This is a genomic window from Acinetobacter sp. RIT698 (assembly GCF_009668065.1).
Lineage (GTDB): Bacteria > Pseudomonadota > Gammaproteobacteria > Pseudomonadales > Moraxellaceae > Acinetobacter > Acinetobacter guillouiae.
In genome coordinates this window covers 41,697-64,911 of sequence record NZ_WJYH01000018.1, presented here as the reverse complement: position 1 = coordinate 64,911, position 23,215 = coordinate 41,697, and the positions used below count along the sequence as shown (strand labels likewise).

The window sequence follows — 23,215 nt, the reverse complement described above, 5'->3', positions numbered from 1 at the left end:
TCTTCCTTAAAATTTTAGCGATATAGTAGGTTTAACCGTATTATTTTTCGCCAATTTTGTGAATTTGTTTTATACAAGCCTTGGGTTTAGAAAAAACAAATTAAAAGCGTTACTTATTTTTTTTAACTAACTTTTTAAATCCACAGTCACGTCTTAACGCTTAATATGATTGAGCAGGCGTTCAAAAAATGCATCACATTGTTGCATCTGTGAGATTTCAATATATTCGTCTGGTTTATGCGCAACTTGAATAGAACCAGGGCCACAAACGAGTACTGCAGAATTTAATTGTTGATGAAATAATCCACCCTCCGTACCAAATGAAATCTTCTGTAATGCAGTTGCTGGATCAAGGAGGTTTTGTAAAAATTTGACCGCTTGAATAGTGGTTGAGGTATTTAGTCCGGGGTATTGATTAATTTCCTGAAAACTGACAAATTTTGCAAAAGGGCTTTGCTCGATATATTCAAAAATTTTCGCTTGAACTGACTCCGTATTCTGTTCTGCAACATTACGAATCTCATAATCTAGAACACATTCATTGGGAACGATATTTAAAGCTTTACCGCCTTGTATTTTCCCAACATGTACAGTGGTATAAGGCACATCGTAGTCCATATCCACAATTGGACCTTCTGCAATCTGTTTTTGTGTCGTGGTAATGGCCTCAACAACATTTTGAGCACAATAAATCGCATTGACATATAACGGGGCTAAAGCGGAGTGACCTTCTTGTCCACGACAAATTGCTTTAAATACTGCTTTGCCTTTATGGCCTGTGGCAATATTCATACTGGTAGGTTCACCAATCACACAAAGCTCTGGTTGAATAATTAATTCAGAGAGTAGGCCAAGAATTCCGCGTACACCAATACAGCCAATTTCCTCATCATAGGAAAGGCAAAGGTGCAGTGGTTTAGCCAATTCTGGCATTTGTGCTGCCTTTAACATGGCATGTATCGCGCAGGCGATAAAACCTTTCATATCAGCAGTACCACGACCAAAAATTTTATCGTCTTTGATTAGGGCTTGGAAAGGTTCGCTACTCCACGCTTGTCCTTCAACTGGAACCACATCGGTATGTCCAGACAGCAATATTCCAGCTTGGTCTTTAGGACCAATACTTGCCAATAAGTTGGCTTTGGTCTGCTCTGGATTAAAATTTAAAGTGATACTGATTCCCGCAGGTTCAAGTAAGTTTTTGACGAACATGATCAGTTCTAAATTACTTTTGTAGGACGTTGTATCAAATGCAACAAGTTTTTTAAGTAGTTGAATACTCGACAGATTAGACATCTGAGGAATCCTTTTGTGTTTGGGCTTTTATATAGGGATCGTAGAAATGCGGCGAACTCATACCCGAAATAAAATGATCGGAGATAAAGCTTTTACAACGACTAATGAACGCTTCGACAACAATATTTTTGGGTACATTTTTCGGTGTCGCAATGCCGATATACATCGGGCGATGTTCATGCGCAATACGAATACGGACCAGACGTTTACCATCAAGGCTATAGGTGTTTTTCGGGCGAACATTCAAAATCGTGTAGCCAATATTATTGGCAACCATTGAACGAACGACATCGATATTTTTTGAAGAACGCACAACATTGGGCGTAAGATTTTGAGCTCTAAATAATGATAAGAAATATTCATTGCTAAAGGGCATGTCTAAAAGAATCATCGGGTACTGTGAAAGTTCTTCTAAGCTTACAACAGGCAATATTGCTAAAGGGTGCTCCTCACTGACCAATACATGAGGCGGCAATTTCGTTAAAGCTTCAAAATGAATAATATTTTCATCAATATTGAGATCGTAAGTTAAAGCTAGATCAATATCATTACGTATAAGCGCATTTAGAAGTGCTTGTTGATCATCTTCGTAAAGGTCTAAAGAAACTTGCTTATATAAGTTGGAAAATCCATTGATGATATCGGCATAGATCATCGGGGTAAAAGCAGGGAAGCAGCCTACTTTTAACGGCCCACGTATGGAACCAGAAAATTCTGCCGCAAGGGAATATAAACTTGAAGCTTGGTTTAAGATCTTCTTACATTCCAACATCACACTTTTACCAACAGTGTTGAGGATTAAGCCTTTCGCATGTTGGCGAATAAATAATTGGGTTTGTAATTCTGATTCAATATGTGCGATTGCGGCAGAAATAGACGGAGAGGATACATGTATCTTCTCCGAAGCAATAATGATACTGCCACATTCAGCTGTTGCAACAAAGTATTCCATTTGTCTTAAAGAAATTCGATTTAACACTTTGGATACACCTCCATTGTATACCCTCGAAAAATTTATTCATTTCCTGGAACACCATAGCTGCGAGCATTGATCGGGTTTAAAGCTCTTAAAACATAATCATCAATTTGCGGTTCATATATCTGCCATAGTGCGATAAGGTCGGAAATGGGGTGATCTGACCAGTCCACGCGTAAGTCAACAATCGGCCATTCCAATTTGTCAACAACCAAAAGACCAGCAGAATGTACTGCTCCTGCTTCTCCACCAGCCTGTTTTCCTGCGTCTAATGCATAAAGTAAACGCTCAGCAAATGTGCCTTTACTTTGTTCGAAGTGTTTGAGCATAACATGAGTAACATTCTCATTTGCAAGTAAATTACCCGCACATACGGCATGTTTCCCTATATGTTGTGTATAAATTCCTAAGCTATTTTCTCCACTAAAGGCAAAAGGCTCATTCACCGCGTCAAGTAAAGTTAATTGGCGGTATTCAATAAAATCGGTATTTTTAGTTAATTCTGTAATCGCATTTTTAGGCGATATATTATATTTGGTCATTTCAAGTAAAATGCTGGCCAATTGAGGATCGGTTATATTCTGGCTTGCTGCAACACCAATCCCAGCTTTGGCACGTATACATCTTGATGCAACGGCTGGAGAGGATGAACTAATCGCTGCACCGAATTGTCCTGTTTCACTGCATCTCGCAATAATTGAAAATGTCATATTTCCCTCACATCTTGATGGTTTTTAGTCTGGAATAACGGCAATTGCATCAACTTCGACAAGCCATTCTGGACGTGCCAAAGCGGAAACAACAATACCCGTTGAGACCGGGTAAACCCCTTTAAGCCATTTACCGACAACACCATAGACATCTTCACGGAAGCGTGGATCAACGATATATATGGTAATTTTACATATATCTGCCAATTCTCCCCCAGCTTCTTTGAGTAGCATGTCAATGTTATACATCGCCTGTTCGGTCTGACCCTTGACATCACCTATCGCAACACTTTGCGATGTATCCAGATTTTGTCCAATTTGACCACGAAGAAAAACGGTTCGCCCACGTGCAACCACAGCTTGGCATAGATCATTGTCTAAATTCTGCTCTGGATAAGTTTTCTTGGTATTAAATGTTCGAATGCGGGTATGTTTCACAGCTCAATCCTCAGTTAATTATGATGTTCCTCTAGTATGCTTACTTCGTGGGCGCTCACAATTTGTGTTTTCCTTTCTAGTAATTTACTTTTTCCGTAGTAATAAAAAAACTTAAAAAAGAATGATAGCGTGGCATATATTTTTTATTTATTTCATGTGCTTAGTGTATAGCTTCAGATTTTTTGATGCACTTGTTTTGGATATTCTATTTTCGCTTTGCTGCTGGGCTCCCTATATTTTTCTTAAATCATGTTTTGTGCAGCTTTGATATTTCATTTTTTGAACAAGAAATCTGCAGCAAACACATGTGATTGGCTGTAGTTGGTAAATGTCTATTCAGCAAAAGAGTTGTTGTTGCAAGGACGTTCCTCGATCTGACAAGGGAAAAAAGATGAGTTTAGATAAATTAGAAATAGATACCGTTGTGGTTGGTGCTGGTCAAGCTGGAGTCGCGATGAGTGAGCACCTGACAGAGCTTAAAATTCCACATGTAGTACTAGAAAAAAACCGTATTGCAGAAGCTTGGCGTACACGCCGTTGGGATTCTTTGGTAGCGAATGGACCTTGTTGGCACGATCGCTTTCCCAATATGGAATTTGATCTTGATCCAGATAGTTTTGTACATCATGACCAAGTTGCTGAATACTTTGAAAAATATGCCAAGCGCTTTAATGCACCGATTTATAGCAATGTTGAAGTTAAAAAGGTCCAAGCAAATGCGCAAGCTGCGGGTTTTGTTGTTGAAACCTCTAAAGGCACTTTAATAGCACAACGTGTCGTTGTAGCAACAGGGCCTTTTCAAAAAGCCATTATTCCTTCGATTGCGCCTCAGCAAACGGGTTTATACCAAATCCATTCAGACCAATATAAAAATCCACAACAAATCCCTGAGGGTGCTGTTTTAGTAGTGGGTGCTGGTTCTTCTGGAATTCAAATCGCAGATGAGTTAAATCGTGCTGGTAAAAAAGTCTATTTGTCTGTGGGAGCGCATGAACGTCCACCACGTGTTTATCGTCAACGCGATAATGTTTGGTGGCTCGGGGTGTTGGGTGGATGGGATAGTGTTAAAACCGATACAGGACCGTTGAAAGGTTTGGCTGTGAGCGGTGCACATGGTGGGCATTCCATTGATTTTAGACGTCTCGCACAACAAGGCATCACTTTACTGGGCATGACGATGCAATTTGAAGCTGAGCGGGTTCGTTTTCAAAATGATTTGCAACAGTCATTAGCCGACGGTGATAAAGCATATTTTGAGTTTTTAGATGCTGCGGATGCCTATGTTCAGCGTACCGGTATAGATTTACCTGAGGAGCCAGAAGCTCGGATTATTTTAGATGATGCTGAATGCATTCAACAGCCTATTTTAGAGCTTAATTTAGCCCAAGCAGGGATCACTTCAATTATTTGGGCCTCTGGCTTTGGTTTTGATCATAGTTGGTTAGAAGTCAATGCTTTTGATGCAAATGGGCGGCCCAACCATAAGCTTGGTGTCTCAACAGAACCCGGTATTTATTTTATTGGTCTACCTTATTTATCTGGGCGTGGTTCAAGCTTTATTTGGGGCGTTTGGCATGATGCAAAACGCGTGGCAGGCCACATTGATATTCAACGTCAGTATTTAAAGTATCAAGATAAAACTCAAAGAAATTTAATCAATAAAGAAGAAAAAACTGCATGAAATAAGTTTTAAATTTCAAGGTTTAATGCCCACTCTAGGAGGGAGGAGCACATGACAGGAAAAAACAATAAGCAAGGAAGTCGTTTAATCGATCAGGCAAAACAGGTGAATGCAAAAAAGTTAACTTTGTTTAACTTGATCGCCATTGCAGTAGGTTTAGTGCTATCACAAGGTGTGATGGTGATTATTTTGCAAGGATTTGGCTTAAGCGGAATAAGTTTTTTTATTCCGCTGATTATCGGATTCTTTTTAGCACTGAGCTATGCGACCTCTTTTGCAGAGTTGGCATTATTAATCCCTAAAAGTGGCAGTATCAGTGATTATAGTCTAGTCGCAACAGGGCATTTACCCGCGATGCTTTCGGTATTTTGTGGTTATATTTTGGTGGCAATGTTTGCTGTTTCAGCAGAACTGATTTTAATCGATGATGTGATCAAAAAAATATTTAAGCTGGATGTTCCCTATTTTGGTATAGGTTTTCTGATTTTATTTATTTCAGTCGGTTTAAATCTGCTGAAAATTGATATCTTCTCCAAAGTTCAAAATACCGTGGCTTTTGTCATGGTGGCTTTATTGCTTTTGCTCGGTATATTTGCAATCAGCGGTTGGGTTTACCCACATACACAAGTGGTTGATTATACAATTACTTTTGATACAAATACCGTGGCACTGGTTGCGTTGGCTTTTTGGGGATTTGTTGGCGTCGAGTTTGTTGTTCCGATGATCGAAGAATCCAAAAATCCCAGTAAAAATATCCCAAGATCGATGTATATCGGTTTAACTACGATTTTTATCACCATTTCTTTATATGGCGTTGGTGCACTGTATTTCTTACCCCAAGAGCACTTGGTTAATTCTTTGACCCCACATATTGAATATGCTACGGCGGTATTTGGCCCCACAGGCTTACTCTTTATTGCGATTGGTGCTCTATTTGCCACCTTAAGTACCTTAAATGCGACTTTAGCTGCCTTACCACGTATGTTGCAGGGCATGGCGAGCAATAAACAAGTGTTATCAATTTTTGCCCGAGTCAATCAGAAAAATAATGTGCCTTGGGTGGGCGTTGTATTTGTTGCCGTCATCATCATGATACCGATGTTGTTTTCACAGAGTGAAACCGATGTGATTAAAGTTCTGTTAACAGCAGCATGTATCTCTTGGTTGATCGCTTATGTGATTGCACATATCAACGTGATTGTATTGCGTAAACGCTACCCACAGATGGCAAGACCTTATAAAGCACCATTTTATCCATTCCTGCAAATCATTGGCATTATCGGGATGGTACTTACGATTTTCTATGCTGTACCTACCCCAGATTTGAGAGTCAAAATATTTACCTGGGTCGGAATCGTGATTGGTTTTACCACAATCATCAGTATTCTTTGGATCAAATTGGTGATGAAAAGACAACTCTTTCAACCAGAATCCATCGAAAGTTTGACCAAATAAAAGCAGAATTTTAACAAGGAGTTATCTTATGAAGCAGTTATCAACAACAGAAATTACAGAAGTTTGGAAAAAAGATAAAGATCACCATATTCATCCATGGACTGACTTTGCAACCTTTAAAGATGAAGGCGCCATGATTCTTGCACACGGTGAAGGGTGTTATGTTTTTGATGCTGAAGGTAATAAATATTTGGATGGTATTGGTGGTTTATGGTGCGTCAATGTCGGTTATGGGCGGCAAGAAATTGCTGATGCTATTTCAGAACAAATTATGCAAATTCCTTATTATTCTGCATTTGGTCACCATACTTCGATCCCCGCTGCAAAATTATCTGCAAAACTGGCTGAATTAGCGCCTGGAAATTTGAATCATGTACTGTTTGGTTGCGGAGGTTCAGTTGCCAATGATACTGCGGTACGACTCATTCACTTTTATTTCAATCAACTTGGTCAACCAAGCAAGAAAAAATTAATCTCGCGCAAAGATGGTTACCATGGCAGTACCTATATCAGTATGTCATTAACTGGTGTTGAGTTTGACCATATCGGTTTTGATATTGATCGCGAATTGGTCCACCAGATTTCATGTCCAAATCCATATCGTAGAGCGGAAGGTCAAAGCTTAGAAGCGTTCTGCAATGAAAAGGTACAAGAGTTAGAAAATAAAATTTTGGAACTGGGCCCAGAAAATGTCGCTGCATTTTTTGCAGAACCGATCATGGGTGCTGGTGGTGTTATCGTACCTCCACCGGGATATCATAAAAAAGTCCTTGAAGTATGTCATAAATATGGGGTTTTATATGTGTCCGATGAAGTTGTGACTGCGTTTGGGCGCTTAGGGCACTTTTTTGCTTCAGAATCAGAGTTTGATATCGTTCCAGATATTATTACTTGTGCCAAAGGCTTATCTTCAGGTTACTTACCCTTAGGTGCAACGATTATATCTGATGATATCGCAAAAGTGATTGGTAAGCCTCAGGCGGATGGTGCGTTATTTACCCATGGATTTACCTATTCAGGTCATCCTGTTTCTTGTGCAGCGGCACTAAAAAATATTGAAATTATCGAGCGTGAAAATTTACTGCAACATGTCAATGATGTAGGTCAATATTTTGAAGATCAATTACACACATTGGTTGACTTAGACATTGTCGGGGAGGTTCGTGGTAAGAAATTTATGATGTGTATTGAAAACTTAGCCAATAAGAAAACCAAGGAACTTTTCCCAAGTTCAGTCAATGTAGGTTCTCGAATTGCAGATTATTGCCAGAAAGATGGGTTAATCATTCGTCCAGTTGGCCATATGAATATCATGTCGCCACCCTTAATTTTAAATAAACAACATGTAGACTTTATCGTGACAACATTACGTAAAGCGATTCTGAGTACGACAGCGGATCTTAAACGTGAAGGTTATTTGTCTGGTTAAACTTGCAGATAAATCTAAGCAAACAATTTAAGCGATTCATGGCCCCCCTTAACTGAATCAAAAGTAGCGGGGCCATTTACTGAGTTGATCCTTCAATATGGATTAAATGCAGCTTAAGCTGTTGAATCATTGCTTGGATGGTATTTATTTAAAATGCTTGCTGATCGGCAAGCATTTAATTTAACACACTGAATAGTTTGTCTTTTAATTGTTGCCAATTTGTCGAAATCCAACACACCAAAGAGCCTGAAGTCACCAAGATCACGCCATACCAAAACTCTGTTGGTAGATTGATTTGTAAGATAAACATTGAAATCAAAGTTGAGATGACTGGACTAAAATAAGATAAAGTCACCAAAATCGTAATATTGCCTTTGATAATGCCAATATTCCAAGCAGCATAGCCCAAGGCCATCACCACTGAAACAATGCCTAATAATCCTATTGTTGTAAGTTCAACTTCTGAAATTACATTTAAACTCAATCCATTTGACCACAAGTATTTAGTCCACAGCACTATACTGATCGCCACAAAGAAAAATGAAATTGGATTATGCCCATCACTATATTTTTTGGTAATGACACAATATAAGGACCACAGCGTTGCCCCAACAAATGCCAAAATATAACTGATTGGATTTTCGAGAATATTGGATAAAATATTAGACCAAGTTAAAGCACCTTGCCCGGTTTGAATCAAAATAATCCCACTTAAGCTGATGGCTAAACCGACAATAACAAAGACATTAAATTTAATTTCTTTAAAGAGGATCAGCATCGCAACAGTTAAGCCCGGCCAGAGGTAATTGACCAGACTGACTTCTATGGCTTGTTGGGCGGTTTGTGCCAGTGCAATGGCATAAGAAAAACATAATTCATAAATAACAAACAATAAGGTAGAAAAAATCAGATATTTTTTTGAAATTAATTTTAAATTTGGGATTTTAAAAAATATTAATAAAATACACGTGCTCAGTGTATACATCAGCAGCACAGCCAACTCAGCGCCCAAACTAAAACTAATTTTTTTCAATAAACCGACAATGGAAGACCATTGTAAAATGGCACTTAAACCAATCAGGGTTGCGAGATTCTTTGACATATTGGGCTTTAAAATCTGAGGATTCAGATTAAGGTAAGTAATGAAACAATTATAGCTTAGAATTCTGTGATTATTTTTAAAATATCACCCAGCATAAAACAAATAATATGTCAGGATAAGCTCAATTAAAAAACAGCGGATTTAAGCAAAATTTGATATTTGAGGAAAAAATTAAGTATTAAAAATGATAAAAAAGCTTTGTTTTTAGTTCAATTTTTTATATAAACATATGCATAAAGATTAAAAATTAACGAGACATTCAACAGAGATAAACAAATGAGAAGATTACCCGTATATTTATTATTAGATACCTCAGGTTCGATGCATGGTGAACCGATTGAAGCCGTTAAAAATGGTGTTGAAATACTGGTTTCTTCACTCAGACAAGATCCTTATGCGCTTGAAACAGCCTATTTATCTATTATTACTTTTGATACTCAAGCCAAACAGCTAATTCCTTTAACTGAAATTGCAATGTTTCAACCGCCTCAATTACAGGCAACGGGGACTACACAGTTGGGCGAAGCGCTTGGCTTACTGGCAGATAAAATTGATCAAGAAGTGCAAAAAACCACACCTGATACCCGTGGTGACTGGAAACCCTTAGTTTTTATTATGACAGATGGAGCACCAACGGATGATTGGACCAAAGGTTTTGAAAAACTAAAACAAGCCAAGACGGGGATGATTATTGCTTGTGCAGCGGGACATAATGCAGATAGCAGTATTCTCAAACAAATTACAGAGGTTGTAGTAGAACTTGCAACCGCAGATTCAAATACCATTAAAGCCTTCTTTAAATGGGTTTCTGCAAGTATTTCTACTGGTAGCCAAAAAGTAGATGCAGGTCAAAAAGAAGTCACAGGCTTAAATGATCTTCCACCACCACCACCTGAAGTAAATGTGGTTCTATAAAAATAAAGGAAAATAGCATGGCAATTACATTGGCGAAAGGTCAAGGACTCAGCCTTGAAAAATCTAAACATGATTTAGAACGAGTGACGATTGGACTCGGTTGGGATATCACTGAGCAAAAGAAAGGCTTTTTAGGCGGATTATTTTCTGGTGCAAAGAGCGAAGAACACGATCTAGATGTGGTGGCATTTTTATGTGATGCCAGTGGAAAAGTAAAAGATCTGGGCTGGAATGCCGCAGGTCAAGCCACACTCGAAAATAGTGATGTTATCTTTTTTAATAATTTAAAGCATCGTTCAGGGCAAATCTGGCTGACTGGAGATAACCGTACGGGTGCTGGTGACGGGGATGATGAGCAAATTATTGTCAAATTAAATAGCTTGGCAGCTGAATATCACAAGATTGTTTTTATTGTGCAAATTTATAATGGTGCAAAAAATAATCAGCATTTTGGTCAGGTTAAAAATGCCTTTATTCGTGCTGTCGATGGTACTGGTAAAGAAATGGTACGTTTTGATTTATCAGGTATCGGTCAATATGATCAACAACGTTCATTATTATTTGCTGAACTGGTCAGAGAAAATAGTGGTTGGAAATTTAATGCGGTCGGTAATGCATCACCCGCGGATAATTTCGTGGAATGGTTAAAAAAATATAGTTAAAAAATGAGAATATAATGCGCCGTTTACCTGTATATATTTTATTAGATACATCTGGCTCTATGCGTGGTGAGCCAATTCACTCGGTGAATGTTGGCTTGCAGTCGATGCTCAGTGCATTAAGGCAAGATCCTTATGCGCTTGAAAGCGTGTATTTAAGTGTGATCACTTTTGATATTGAAGCAAAAGTTTATTTACCGCTTACCCCTTTGGATCAAGTTCAAATTCCAGATCTAGATGTACCCAATGTGGGAGCAACATTTATGGGTGCAGCATTGGAATTACTGGCACAGGAAGTACAACAGAATGTACAGAAAAGTAGCAATGATGTTAAAGGCGATTGGCGCCCGTTATTGTTCTTGATGACAGATGGTTCACCCTCAGATGTCTATGCTTATCAGCAAATCGTTCCCACAATTAAACAGCTTAACTTTGCCACGGTTGTCGCTTGTGCTGCGGGGCCAAAAGCGAAAACTGAATCCTTGCTACAACTGACGGATCAAGTGGTTGTGTTAGACACCATGGACTCAAATAGTTTTGCCAGCTTCTTTAAGTGGGTTTCTGCAAGTGTGGTTGCTGGTAGCAGTAGTGCAGGAGTATCCGATTCAATTTCTTTACCACCACCACCCGCCGAAATTCAGCTGGTTTTATAACTGAATATTACGTGATGATAAAAATGTTAAATCAAACAGATGAGCACTTATCTATTTGATTTAGCTATTTGAATAATATGATAAAAATAATGTAGGTGAAGTTATGCGCCGTTTACCGGTATTTTTTGTTCTTGATTGTTCTGAATCAATGGTCGGGCAACCGCTTGAATCAGTTCAAGAGGGTGTGGAATTTATTTTAAGCAGTTTAAGAAAAGATCCTTATGCACTTGAAACTGTATATGTTTCAGTGATTGCATATGCAGGGATTGTCAGAACATTGGTGCCTTTAACTGAGTTATTTGCCTTTAATCATTTTAATTTGCCCTTGGGTGGTGGGACACATTTGGGTAAAGCTTTAGATCATTTGGGGCAGGAAATTGATCGTTATGTGATGAAAACCACCAGTGAAGTCAAAGGCGACTGGAAGCCAATGGTCTATATATTTACCGATGGACGCCCAACCGATGAATATGATCAGGCAATTCAACGCTGGAATGCCAAATATGCGCATAAAGCAACAGTCGTCGCCATCGGTCTAGGTGCAGATGTTGATTTTTCTGTGCTAAGTAAGATCACTGAAAATACCATTTCAATTGATCAGATCAATCAAGAATATGTCAAAGGTTTATGTAAGTGGATCACAGCCTCTGTGGTCTCACAAAGTGTCAGTATTGGTAGCCATCAACAAAAAGATGACCTGTTGCCGATTGATGAGCGTTATATGCGCTTGGCAAAAGATGCATTATCCCTGCAAAAAAATAAAGCCGATGATCATTGTGCGATATTTGTGGGTCGCTGCCAAAAGATGAATAAACCTTATATCATCAAATATATACGTAACTTACAATATAAAGGTCCAGCTGATTTAAATATCAATATCTATAATTTTAAGTTAGATACCTGTAGTGCGATATCTGAGGAGTATTTTACTTGGTCAGATCATAATGAATCCAATAAGCAGATCAATACAGCCGAACTCGATGGTTTCCCTGAATGTCCACATTGTTTTTCTGAGACCGCTTTTGCGGTATGTGGATGCGGTAATTTGATGTGTTATGACGGCTATCGGGAATCTGTGGTTTGCCCGTGGTGTCGTCGACAAATCAGTTTCTCGTCTGGTGATGGAGATTTTGATTTAACCCGTGGGCAAGGTTAGGCTTTATCGGTTGATGTGTTGATACATTATTAAAGCATTGCTGCATTGAACAATATTAAAAATCTATATCGCTTAACGCTTAAGTGCATCGTGATTGGTGAGTGACCAAGCGAATAGAATAGAAAAATGGGTAGAGGGTAAAATGGACAGTGATGTATGCAAATTAAAGCAGATTTTGGAACAAAATCCCGCTGATTTCAGTGAGACATTTTCACAATTTCTATTAAGTGATCCGCAAAATCTCAAACAACTTTCAAAACTCATCAATGAATTGGAAAAAGTGAAGATAGCTGCACAGCGTTTGAACAATATCGATGAAGCTGATTTATTGGATAACGCATCTGCTGCACAGTCTCAGCATGAAACTATAAGCTCGGATACAACCCAAGCTACTGTACAAAAGAATGTTCAAGAGCCAGTCGGTCTTAATCAGCAAACAGAAACCAATCAACACGCTAGAGTTGATGACCAAGTCAAGCTTGATGAAAATATTCAACAAAATTGTGATGATCCTTTAGTCAATGTGGATCAACTCCATACATCATCTGAAAACACCAACTCAGTTGGAGCAATTTCCGAAACGCAAAATGTCACTTTAGATCTTCACACAACATTGCAACTGGCACCGATCCTACAAGTTGAACAGCAAGTTGTTGCAGATCAAGTCGAGCAAGCATCAGCCCCTACAATTGAACCCAATTTAGAAAACAAGCCGACAATTGATTCTGAAAATATAAACTCAACCCCTGAAATAATATCTTCTGAAACTGAGAAGAATAGATTAGAGATCGAATCTGTGTTTAGACGAAGTAAATATGAAGACATTAAATTTCAGGTTGAAAATGCCCGAGTTGGACAACACTATCAATCTCAAATTTCAGTGATTTCTCAACATGATGTCAATCAATTAACATTCAAATCTGAAAGCTTTAAATTTCCAGATACAAGTTTTTATTTCGATGAAGCCACACAACGTATTCATGGTGAACCACAACAAGCAGATTCAATCGAATTTTCTTTTCAGTTTATTGCTGATGGAGAAACACGCTCCGCCCAGTGTCGGTTGAATGTCATTGCAGACCCACGCAGTTTATGGAAAGTCATTGAACCTGAGTCTGGGCAAAAATTTAGCAAGCCACATTTGGATCAAGCTTTGATTGATGCGGTGGACTATAAAATTATCGCTGCAAGTCGTCGTGGCCGTTCACATGAGCATGCAGGCTTATTTAGAGATGACGATTTTTCCATTACTTTAATCGACAATACACCTTGGTCGGTCTTGACTGTGGCAGATGGTGCAGGCAGTGCGCAATACTCCAGAGAAGGCTCTCGAATTGCGGTAGAGATTGTTGAAAATGAGTTTAAAAACTATTTGACCCCACACACGGTTAAAAGCCTGATTGCTGATTTAGAAAAGTGGCAAGTGGGCAGTCAGGATGCTGAAACTGTTGCAGTTGCCAAAAAGTTAAATGAGCAGTTTCATCATGTATATTATGAAATTTATAAGTCAATTATTAACCAAATCAAATTACAAGCAGAGCAGATTGGGGCAAATACTAAAGATTTTTCAACCACATTGCTGGTTGCGGTCGTATGTAAATTAGCTGACAAAACCTTTATCAGTACATTCTCAGTGGGAGACGGTGCAATCGCAGTATATAGCGAGGACAATGTCCGTCTGATGAATGTTCCAGATGGTGGTGAATATGCAGGACAGACCAAGTTTCTAGATCTGAGTATTGCAACAGAATTTCCAAACCGTTTAAAAATAGGCTGCTTTAAAGATACCCATGCGATTATGTTGATGACAGATGGTATTTCAGATCCAAAATTTGAAACAGATTCTGGCTTATCCAATTTTGATAAATGGCAAAATTTATACCGTGAACTGGATCCGTTGCTACAGAATGAGGCAGCTGATACTGCATTGTTGGAATGGATGCATTTCTTTACAGCTGGGCATCATGATGATCGTACCATGGCTGTATTATGGAATAAGCATTCAACAATATCTGTATAAATAATATCTAAGTATTTGAAGAATATAGTGTAAGGTGGCAAGTATGTCAGCAAAAATTATTAAATGTACCACCGTTGATGGACGTGAAATAGAATTTGTAGATGAAATTATCGGTTCAGGTGCAATGAAAGATGTATATTTTTCACCTGATCGTAGTTATGTGGTGTGCTTTTTCAGTAAAGAAAAGAATAAGTTTTATGAATCTAAAGCCACCTTTGAGCAGCAAAAAGATCGTTTAAAAGAAATTGTAGGCAATAAATGGCAAAGTATTTTTAATGGGATTGGTGGGGATTATTGGAAGAATATTTTCTGTTGGCCCGATGGTTTAGTTGAATATAATAATTTGCTTGGGATTACCGCCCCAACCTATAGAAAACAATTTTTCTTTGAATATGGTTCAAAAAATAATGATTTTCTGCAAATCAAAGGCAAAGAAAAAGAAGGGAAATGGTTTGCAAGTGCAAACAACCAAAACAGATTTCTCGACGACAAAGAAAAAGGTACTTGGCTAAATTACCTTAAAATAGGAATTCTAATTTCCCGCGCAGTACGCCGTATGCATGCTGCGGGTTTGGCCCATTCAGATTTATCTTATAAAAATATTTTGGTCGATCCTGTTTCTGGGAGTGCCAGCGTTATCGACGTTGATGGTTTGGTAGTACCTGGAAAATACCCACCAGACGTTGTCGGTACTCCTGATTTTATTGCGCCAGAAGTGGTACGCACTAGTCATTTATCCAAAGACAATCCTGATCGTTATTTACCCAGTATTGCGACAGATAAACATGCTTTGGCGGTATTGATTTATATGTATTTGCTCTATCGACATCCGTTACGTGGTGGAAAAATTCATGATATGAATGATCCGCAAAAGGATGAAACGCTGGGAATGGGTGAAAAAGCGCTGTTTATTGAACACCCAACAGATCATAGTAATCAGGTAAAACCGACTCAACTTAAAGTCAGTCAGCAGCCATGGGGTGATCCTGCAAAAGTACCATTTACAGTGACTGGACCGTATTTGTCTGAGTTATTTATGAAAAGCTTTGTCGAGGGGTTACATGATCCTGCCAAGCGTCCCTCAGCCAATGATTGGGAAACAGCTTTGGTTAAAACAGTGGATTTGATTCAGCCTTGTCATAATCACCGTTGTGGTCAAAAGTGGTATGTCTTTGATAACTCCACTCAACCTGAGTGTCCATTTTGCCATACGCCGTTTAAAGGTAAATTACCTATTCTCAATTTATACTCAGCACGGCAGCAAGGTAATTTTAGACCCGATAATCATCGTTTAATGGTGTGGACAGGCCAATCTATTTACGCATGGCATACCAATAATATGATTGCACCGAATGAACGCTTAACCGCAGAACAGACCAAGCGAAAAGGGTATTTTGTTTTACATAATGATGTGTGGTGGTTGGTCAATGAAGATATGCCTGATCTTACCGATGTTGCCAATAAAACGCAGATCCCGATTGGTGGTAAAATTGAGTTAAAAGATGGAGTTCAAATTTTATTTTCTAAACAAGATGGCGGTCGTTTAGCTGTGGTACAAATGGTTGAAGCATAATGCGATGCTTCAACCTCTAAACAAGGCCTATACCACCAATATTTTGTCGTGTGTTGAACAAGAGGATTTGACCAAACCAAAAGTTTTATATCTGAGTAAAATCATTTCAGCCCAATTTTTATGGGTGGCAGGTTCGATCATTGAACCATGACTTTTAAATACACTCTTAGCATCGTGTGCTAAGATTAATTGAGCTTCATGGAAATCTTCAGGCTGAACTTGTAAGGCATGATGAATATGACCAATTTGAGCAGGATGAATTGCTGTTTTGGTATAAATGCCGTTATTCATGTCTTGTTCCAGCTCTTGCATCAATAGCTGTGTATTTTCAAAATGTTCACACACGGGTGAACTCAGCTGAAAGCCATTGGGAATAAATAATCCCGCCAATTGTGAAATCAGAATACCCACAGGTGTTTGATAAATCGTAGTATTTTTGGGTCTACGCAGATTTAAACAGGATAAGAGGTCATTGCCACCAATTCTTAAACATAATGTTTTATGAAAGTCATATTTAAGAGCTTGGTAAAGTTCAATATTGTGCGCAACATCAAAGATTTCTTTGGTTTCAAGTGTCGGCATATATTGCAAATTGGCAGGTAATACATTCATCCAATTTTTTAGATTAAATACATTAAACTTAGGCAAAATCATACCATTAAATGTTTGATTTAGATCCCAGTCGACAATGTGCTTCGCCATTTCCATATTTCTTGGACGGATAAAGATGGCAGGGGCTTTTAAACTGGGTTCATCCAGTCGTCTTTGCAATAAAAGTTTTAAATTCACCATCGCCGTTTGAACATCTGATTCAAGTACAGCATCTTCAAGACATACCGCAATTGATTTAATCTGAGGAAATTTAATTCCTTGGGTAACTTCCCACAATTGTTCATGTGTTGCAGGAATATACATGGTCGCGCCAAGTTCAATGGCGTGTAAAAGTGGCTTCATTTTTTCTTCTCTACTTTTTTTATCAATGTTGCTGCGTGATAAGGACCTAATTTTGTTCCCAGAATATCGATTGGAATATTTCGCTCACGTGCAAAGTGCAATAATAATTGTACATGAGGGTTAGATTCATCTTTCAATAAGATTCGTTCAGGTACGCGTCTTAAAACTGCTCGCGTTGCTTCAGCAATACTGGGTTTTATATGGTTAATATTTTGAATCGCATATTGTGCTGCAATCCATTCAATCGTTTCTGCACATTGCTGCTGTTGTGCTAAACGAATTTGATTGTTCCAGCTCACCTGTTTATCCGTTGGATTTTGTTCAATCAACAGTCGTATTTGCTCAACAAAATTGACAGAAAGGTCATAAGGTTTTAGCTGATCATAGATTAAACAACTGTGCCATTTTTGTGTCTGATAGCAATTTTTACGGGCATCTTGCTGTTCAATCGTTTCTTTTAGAATCGTCCGAGAAGTCAATCCAGAGATCACTGAACCCAATATACCAAATGGAATCAACCAATCATCTGTACTGGCACTTAACCAAGAATAACCACCCAAATCAGATAGGGTAACTAAACGCGGGATCTGCCAATTTTCATCAAAGAGCTCAGGAATGTCTTGTAGATTTTTTGTGAGTTCTTTGCATATCGCGCCTTTACCTGTCCAGCCATCTACAAAAACGATATTCTCAGCACTATGTTGTTCAATAATTGCTTGCAGTGCAGCAAAGTCAACACCTCGATCACGAATGATACTAATACCATAGTGATAACAAGACTGATGCTTTTCAAGGTAATGCTTGAGTAATACACCTAAAGGAACACCAGCGCGAACCAAACTCACCAAAACAATCTCTTGCTTGGGAAAACGTTGCATCAAACTGTTGCCAATTTTTTGAACTTCTTCGGCAAGGCGCTGTGCACCTTGTTCAAAGGCATGCTGATAATGTTGCATTTGTTCATCCGTTGGCGGATGTTCAGCACTGATCATTTGTGAATAGTGCATTTTTCCTGACTGGATCAGATATTCTTTTTCTTCAACTGCAGTGGGTTGAATATCATCAATCTGCATCAAAAAAGTAACATCTTCGGGACGATATGAACCGTGAAAGCCAAGTTCGTTCAATATTGGATTGAGTGGTGTGATCAATGAATTAGACATGACCTAAATATCCTTTAGTGTCAAAATCATGGCTTAAATGCGTATTGAGAAACTTATCCAACTGACTGCTTTTCGGCATTCCAAACCAGTCGCAACAGCTGAGGAATCCAGCATCTGATAGACTATCGCCCCAACCTAAAATAATACGTTCCCGTTGCGGATCATGTTTCTGAATATAAAACTCAACCGCGCTTTGTTTGCTGACATGATGTGGAATAATCGCCAGATTATTGCCATTGATATGGATATAGCACTGTTCCAGTAGAGGTTTAGGTAATTTCTCAACAAGCCGATCTAAAAATAACGCACCAGCTTGTTTTTGCTTTGCAACAGAATAAATACTCAGTTCATTTTCAACTAAAGTCCAAGTTCTTACTGCACCCAAATCTTTGGCATAGTCATGCAAAGCTTCTGGCAAGTCAGTCAGTATGCCATTGAGTTGAATTTCATGTTGTTTTTGAAGATCAAACCAGTCAGTATCCACAGCTAAATTTTGATCCAGAATCGTGCCACCATGGGAACAAATCGCACCATATTTAAAAGGGATTTGTACACGTTTAAAGCCTTCAACTGAGCGAGCAGTTACAGGCACAACCTCAGCAGATTCAAGCAACCAATTCAAAAAAGACTGCTGTTTTGGACTCATATATGAAAGCGGTTGTCCTGAAACATCTGTAGTCACCATTTGATGTTGTGGAGTCGGTTGCTGTTTTCGATAAGTTTGAAATAAAGTGTCATCCAAGTCGACAAAGACTAAAGGTTTAGGGTTCATAACTGATCACTTCCAAATTTTTAATTTGTTCAAACAAGCTTGGGTCTACGCTATCTTGGTGTGTTTCAATCACCAAAAGCACCCGATCAAATTCTTGATGTTTTACGTTATAAGCAAAGTTTTGGATATTTAACCCATAATTATCATGAAACTGGCAAATACTTTTTATCGCATGTCCTTGCATGATCGGTGAACGTGTTGTTGAACTAAAGTAAGTTTCAGCACCTTGTTGTTCCAACTGTTCTGCAATAAGAAAAGGGATCCAACTAAACTCACCTGAACCCAGTACAAGTATTTTTTCGCCTGGATGATTAATGTGAATATGTTCCCATGGCGTACATTCTAAATAACCTGGCTCACGTCCCCAATTATTTGGTGCAATAATTTTCTGTGCCTGTTGCTCAGTGGAGCTGACATTGGGCATATTAATCTGAATATTGTGCTGATTCGCTTGCCACTGCCAATTCCCTTGCAATAATGAAACCACTTCCACAGGGATATCAAGTTCATCCGTTGCAAGACTGTGCTCAGCCCAGTTCACCAACGTGACCAAGATCACGCGTTCAACTTGCTGCAAACCAGAATTTGTTAAGCTGTTGATCAGGTTTTTAAAGGTTTTTCCAGTCGAAATTTCATCATCAACTAAAATCAAAGTCTTTGAATCAATCACTTGCTGATGTTTAACTGGATCATGGCTGCTTAGAATAAACTGATCCTGAGCATGGCTATGTTCTTCTAGAAAAAGCCCCAACGTGGGTAAAGTCGATACAGGGTGTCGTGTTGTCGTTAAGAAAATCGCATTTTTGCCATGTTGTTTTTTTAATTCACGATAAACCCCAGCACCCAAACCGACTGCTGTTTCGGCCATACCAATGACACAGATTGGCCCAGCCAAATCTGTAGGCACTAAACTGGCTAAATCACTATAACTGCGCTGCATGACAGAGGGTGCGACAGGGATATGTTTCCCCAATACTTTGGAAACAAATAAAAATGCTCTTTTAGGATTAATTCTTTCTGCAAAATCTAATAAATCATCTAAAGCCCAATGGCTATGTTGTTGGTTAACTTGAACACTGATTCGCCCACGACTTAAATCTATATGCTTCATCTATCTTACAAATCCAATTTTATACTATGGGCAATCGGTAAAGCTTTTACAGGCGATTGGTGTGGTGCTCGAACTAAATTCAAATTTAATTTTTCAGCAATCAGTTCAGCAATCAAATTGACTCCCGTATGTTGTGTATAAGCAAAACCACCAGCAGGGCGTGGATTGATCTCAAGAATATGCCATTGCAAGCTTTCATCTTGTTTAAATTGGATATTAATTAGTCCATCACATTGAAAATAATCGACTAAATCTATACAAATTTGATGACAAGGATGTTGCAAAAAACACTCTTGAAAATAAACATGTTTAATTCTGGTTACTTGAGCAATGATCTTTCCTTGACTACAAGCAATATCAACTGAACATTCTTGCCCAGCCAAATAAGGCATAATCAGATATTCAACAGGCTCTTCCTGCTGACTATATGCCTCTATAAATTGCTGAGTATTACATTTGGTCGGTGAGCTAAAGTTTTTAAAGTACGATACATGATTCTGTAAGCGGACAAAGCCGGCACCATAAACCCCATAAACAGGCTTAGCGCAGATCTCACTATGTTGTAGCTGTAATGTTCCAATGGATTTTTTCAGCGTTTCTGTGGAATTGGCTAATAACGCTGGAATGACAGATAAATTTTGCGCTTCGCAATGTAAGGTAAATTGGTATTTATTGTTCATCAACTCATGCTGTTCTGAGCTGAGTGTACCAGTAATCAACTGAATAGCATGTTGTTCAAATTGAGCTCTAAACGGCTCAATATGTTGGCTGTGTTTTCCACAGAAAAGCAGTTGAATATTATGTTCAATACATTGTTCTAATAACCATTCAGCGCTCTTTGAAATAGCAGGTTGCTGAAGATAAACATCAGCACTTAAGGCAAGTTCGGGACGGTTACGGCTGTGAGAACAAAATATAGTCAGTTGTTTTGATATACTCGAACTTTTCAGTAATTGAATCATATCATTTTGACAGGAATAACACTCGGCGATCCAAATTTTATATTGCTGTAGCACGGGTAATTTAATCTCAAATTTTTATAAAGAATAACGAAGTTTTTAAAGCGACTATCTGATGCGCTGGAAAATATAACAATTCCCCATAGTGATACAATATTTAATTTTAATATTTTGTAAAAGTAATGAAACATAAAGAAAAAAAACACTGAAACACTTGAGATTAGGAATTTTTATGGTAAAACATAGCATATCTATTTTTATTTGTTTTTTATAAAGAAAGTTAATTTAAAAACTTCATTTGAATAACGCATGATTTTAAATTCATTTTATCAAAAAGCGATAATATACCTATAAAGTGGAGGATTTATGCAGCTGGTTGCTGGTGGAAATATTCAAATACCTGCTCAGGATATTGAAATTTGTATAAAAACAGGTTTTTCATCTGACATTGAATTAGATGTTACAGCATATTTACTGGCCCAAGGCACGCTTAAAGTGCGTGGTGATCAGGACATGATTTTTTATGGACAACGTCAAACCCCCAATCAAAGTGTGGTTTTGCTAGAATCATCATCTAAGAACCCAAATCTCACCAAATTAAAAATCAATACTGCACTTTTAGATGCACAAATTCAAAAAATCGCTATTTGTGTCACGATCAATGAACCAAACACCATTGGAAATATTGTTCCGATTGATATTGAGCTTTATGCAGCGCAACAGTGTATTGCGACTGCACATTTGGATACTCGGAATAGAACTGAAAAAGCCTTAATCCTTGCAGAGATTTATTTACATAACAGCCAATGGAAATTCCGCTTTGTTGGTCAAGGATTTAATGGTGGGTTAAAGCCATTGGCTGAAAACTTTGGTGTTGTGATTGCCGATGAAGTGAAAAATACTACACCTACACCTACACCTACACCTACAAATTCAAATTCAAATATTAATCTTTCTAAAATTCGACTGGATAAAAACAATTCAACCATCAATTTAACCAAGAAAGGCAATGGTTTTGGAAAAATTTCAGTCAATTTAAACTGGAATAAAAGCCAGCCCAAATCCCAATCATTTTTTCAGAAACTATCGGGTTCAAGTGCAATAGATCTAGACCTTGGCGCTATGGTGCAACTTAAAAATGGTGAAATTGATTTAGTACAACCGCTGGGTAATCGTTTTGGCCGTTTTGAGGTCAAACCATTTATTCAGCTTGATGGCGATGATCGTACAGGTTCATCTGTACAAGGTGAAAATCTACATATCAATGGTAATCAATGGGATCAAATTGAACGCATTGTGATTTATGCTTATATTTATCAGGGTGCTGCGCAATGGGCTGCAACAGATGGTGTGGTCACCATTAAGATCCCAGACCAACCTGAAATTGAAGTTCATTTGACGGATGGTAATCAATTGACAACATGTTCTATTGTAGAATTAAAGAATAACAATGGCACTATACAAGCCAACCGAGAAGTTCGTTATTTTAAAGATCAAAAATATTTAGATGAACATTATGGTTTTGGGTTCCGATGGACACATGGTTCTAAAAATTAATTGACTGCATGTATTTAAACAATGAATGCACACTGCAATAAAGTAGAGGAAATATAAATGGCAATTTCATTAAACAAAGGTGGCAACTTATCTTTAAGCAAAACTGACCCAAGTTTAAACCAAGTTTTGGTCGGTTTAGGTTGGGATGCGCGTGCAACCGACGGAACAGATTTTGACTTAGATGCTTCGGCATTTTTATTGAGTGAAAGCGGTAAAGTTCGTGGTGAACACGATTTCATTTTCTATAACCAAACACGTTCACCTGAAGGTTCTGTTGAACATACAGGTGATAACCGTACAGGTGCGGGTGATGGTGATGATGAAGCAGTTCGCATTAATCTCGCACAAGTACCTGCAGATGTTCAAAAAATTGCAATTACAGTCACCATTCATGAAGGTGAAAGTCGCGGTCAAAATTTTGGTCAAGTCCAAAATGCGTTTATTCGCGTGGTAAATGATCAAAGCAATACTGAAATTGTGCGTTTCGATTTGAATGAAGATTATTCAACAGAAACTGCCATGATTTTTGGTGAATTATATCGCCACAATGGTGAGTGGAAGTTTAGAGCTGTAGGACAAGGTTATGCTGGCGGTTTAAGCGCAATGTGCCAACAGTTCGGTATAAGCATCTAATAT

At 38.3% G+C, this 23,215-nt stretch carries 21 protein-coding genes; 11 read left to right on the top strand and 10 right to left on the bottom strand.

Going from position 1 to position 23,215, the window contains the following annotated elements:
- Positions 1-153: 153 nt before the first annotated feature.
- From argE to GJV03_RS10100, 4 genes are read right to left on the bottom strand one after another with little or no spacing between them, the layout of a single operon-like run.
- Positions 154-1,296 (bottom strand): acetylornithine deacetylase, encoded by a 1,143-nt coding sequence (gene argE, locus GJV03_RS10115; protein ID WP_004720334.1) that lies wholly within the window; start codon positions 1,294-1,296, stop codon positions 154-156.
- Entirely contained in the window at positions 1,289-2,275 is a 987-nt protein-coding gene (locus tag GJV03_RS10110) for a LysR family transcriptional regulator (RefSeq protein ID WP_004821644.1), read from the bottom strand. Before GJV03_RS10110 ends, argE begins: the two co-directional genes overlap by 8 nt.
- 35 nt (positions 2,276-2,310) lie before the next feature.
- Positions 2,311-2,982 carry a DUF1028 domain-containing protein gene (locus GJV03_RS10105; RefSeq protein ID WP_004720337.1) on the bottom strand — a complete coding sequence of 224 codons (672 nt, stop codon included), beginning with the start codon at positions 2,980-2,982 and terminating at the stop codon, positions 2,311-2,313.
- A gap of 24 nt (positions 2,983-3,006) precedes the next feature.
- Positions 3,007-3,420 (bottom strand): RidA family protein, encoded by a 414-nt coding sequence (locus GJV03_RS10100; RefSeq protein ID WP_004720340.1) that lies wholly within the window; start codon positions 3,418-3,420, stop codon positions 3,007-3,009.
- Between the two features lie 391 nt (positions 3,421-3,811).
- Between GJV03_RS10100 and GJV03_RS10095 the strand changes: the two genes are divergently transcribed.
- From GJV03_RS10095 to GJV03_RS10085, 3 genes are read left to right on the top strand one after another with little or no spacing between them, the layout of a single operon-like run.
- Positions 3,812-5,101: an NAD(P)/FAD-dependent oxidoreductase gene (locus GJV03_RS10095; RefSeq protein ID WP_004720341.1), complete on the top strand. Its 1,290-nt coding sequence runs from the start codon at positions 3,812-3,814 to the stop codon at positions 5,099-5,101.
- Between the two features lie 51 nt (positions 5,102-5,152).
- A complete protein-coding gene (locus GJV03_RS10090) occupies positions 5,153-6,556 on the top strand; it encodes an APC family permease (protein ID WP_154130020.1) in 1,404 nt (467 codons plus the stop codon).
- Between the two features lie 28 nt (positions 6,557-6,584).
- The gene (locus GJV03_RS10085) at positions 6,585-7,985 is read left to right on the top strand and encodes an aminotransferase (RefSeq protein ID WP_105712594.1); all 1,401 of its coding nucleotides are present in this window, start codon (positions 6,585-6,587) and stop codon (positions 7,983-7,985) included.
- Between the two features lie 175 nt (positions 7,986-8,160).
- Here GJV03_RS10085 and yddG read toward each other — a convergent pair whose 3' ends face one another.
- Positions 8,161-9,087 carry an aromatic amino acid DMT transporter YddG gene (gene yddG, locus GJV03_RS10080; protein WP_154130019.1) on the bottom strand — a complete coding sequence of 309 codons (927 nt, stop codon included), beginning with the start codon at positions 9,085-9,087 and terminating at the stop codon, positions 8,161-8,163.
- Positions 9,088-9,363: 276 nt separating this feature from the next.
- On the opposite strand from yddG, the gene GJV03_RS10075 reads away from it, so the two are divergent.
- The 6 genes from GJV03_RS10075 (at position 9,364) to GJV03_RS10050 (ending at position 16,063) form a co-directional block, all read left to right on the top strand.
- Positions 9,364-10,002: a VWA domain-containing protein gene (locus tag GJV03_RS10075; RefSeq protein ID WP_154130018.1), complete on the top strand. Its 639-nt coding sequence runs from the start codon at positions 9,364-9,366 to the stop codon at positions 10,000-10,002.
- A 17-nt stretch (positions 10,003-10,019) separates the two neighbouring features.
- Positions 10,020-10,664, top strand: coding sequence for a TerD family protein (locus GJV03_RS10070; RefSeq protein ID WP_151801410.1), 645 nt, complete (start codon positions 10,020-10,022; stop codon positions 10,662-10,664).
- A gap of 14 nt (positions 10,665-10,678) precedes the next feature.
- The gene (locus GJV03_RS10065; RefSeq protein ID WP_154130017.1) at positions 10,679-11,314 is read left to right on the top strand and encodes a VWA domain-containing protein; all 636 of its coding nucleotides are present in this window, start codon (positions 10,679-10,681) and stop codon (positions 11,312-11,314) included.
- Between the two features lie 103 nt (positions 11,315-11,417).
- On the top strand, positions 11,418-12,470 hold the full coding sequence (locus GJV03_RS10060; protein WP_154130016.1) for a TerY-C metal binding domain-containing protein: 1,053 nt from the start codon (positions 11,418-11,420) through the stop codon (positions 12,468-12,470).
- A gap of 142 nt (positions 12,471-12,612) precedes the next feature.
- Entirely contained in the window at positions 12,613-14,490 is a 1,878-nt protein-coding gene (locus tag GJV03_RS10055) for a PP2C family serine/threonine-protein phosphatase (RefSeq protein ID WP_154130015.1), read from the top strand.
- 43 nt (positions 14,491-14,533) lie between these two features.
- Positions 14,534-16,063 carry a lipopolysaccharide kinase InaA family protein gene (locus tag GJV03_RS10050; RefSeq protein WP_154130014.1) on the top strand — a complete coding sequence of 510 codons (1,530 nt, stop codon included), beginning with the start codon at positions 14,534-14,536 and terminating at the stop codon, positions 16,061-16,063.
- 27 nt (positions 16,064-16,090) lie between these two features.
- On the opposite strand, the gene GJV03_RS10045 is transcribed toward GJV03_RS10050, so the two are convergent.
- Genes GJV03_RS10045 through GJV03_RS10025 form a run of 5 tightly spaced genes read right to left on the bottom strand, consistent with a single transcriptional unit; the run spans position 16,091 to position 21,025 of the window.
- Positions 16,091-17,017 (bottom strand): HpcH/HpaI aldolase/citrate lyase family protein, encoded by a 927-nt coding sequence (locus tag GJV03_RS10045; protein ID WP_056511232.1) that lies wholly within the window; start codon positions 17,015-17,017, stop codon positions 16,091-16,093.
- On the bottom strand, positions 17,014-18,180 hold the full coding sequence (locus GJV03_RS10040; RefSeq protein ID WP_154130013.1) for a cysteine protease StiP family protein: 1,167 nt from the start codon (positions 18,178-18,180) through the stop codon (positions 17,014-17,016). Before GJV03_RS10040 ends, GJV03_RS10045 begins: the two co-directional genes overlap by 4 nt.
- The gene (locus GJV03_RS10035; protein ID WP_004720362.1) at positions 18,173-18,952 is read right to left on the bottom strand and encodes an HAD family hydrolase; all 780 of its coding nucleotides are present in this window, start codon (positions 18,950-18,952) and stop codon (positions 18,173-18,175) included. Before GJV03_RS10035 ends, GJV03_RS10040 begins: the two co-directional genes overlap by 8 nt.
- Entirely contained in the window at positions 18,942-20,063 is a 1,122-nt protein-coding gene (locus GJV03_RS10030) for a phosphoribosyltransferase domain-containing protein (RefSeq protein WP_154130012.1), read from the bottom strand. The genes GJV03_RS10035 and GJV03_RS10030 overlap by 11 nt, the downstream gene beginning before the upstream one ends.
- 5 nt (positions 20,064-20,068) lie before the next feature.
- Positions 20,069-21,025: an ATP-grasp domain-containing protein gene (locus GJV03_RS10025; RefSeq protein WP_154130011.1), complete on the bottom strand. Its 957-nt coding sequence runs from the start codon at positions 21,023-21,025 to the stop codon at positions 20,069-20,071.
- Positions 21,026-21,388: 363 nt separating this feature from the next.
- On the opposite strand from GJV03_RS10025, the gene GJV03_RS10020 reads away from it, so the two are divergent.
- Complete coding sequence (locus tag GJV03_RS10020; RefSeq protein WP_154130010.1) at positions 21,389-22,579, top strand: TerD family protein; 1,191 nt, start codon at positions 21,389-21,391, stop codon at positions 22,577-22,579.
- Between the two features lie 57 nt (positions 22,580-22,636).
- The gene (locus GJV03_RS10015) at positions 22,637-23,212 is read left to right on the top strand and encodes a TerD family protein (RefSeq protein ID WP_056511216.1); all 576 of its coding nucleotides are present in this window, start codon (positions 22,637-22,639) and stop codon (positions 23,210-23,212) included.
- The last annotated feature ends 3 nt before the right edge of the window (positions 23,213-23,215 follow it).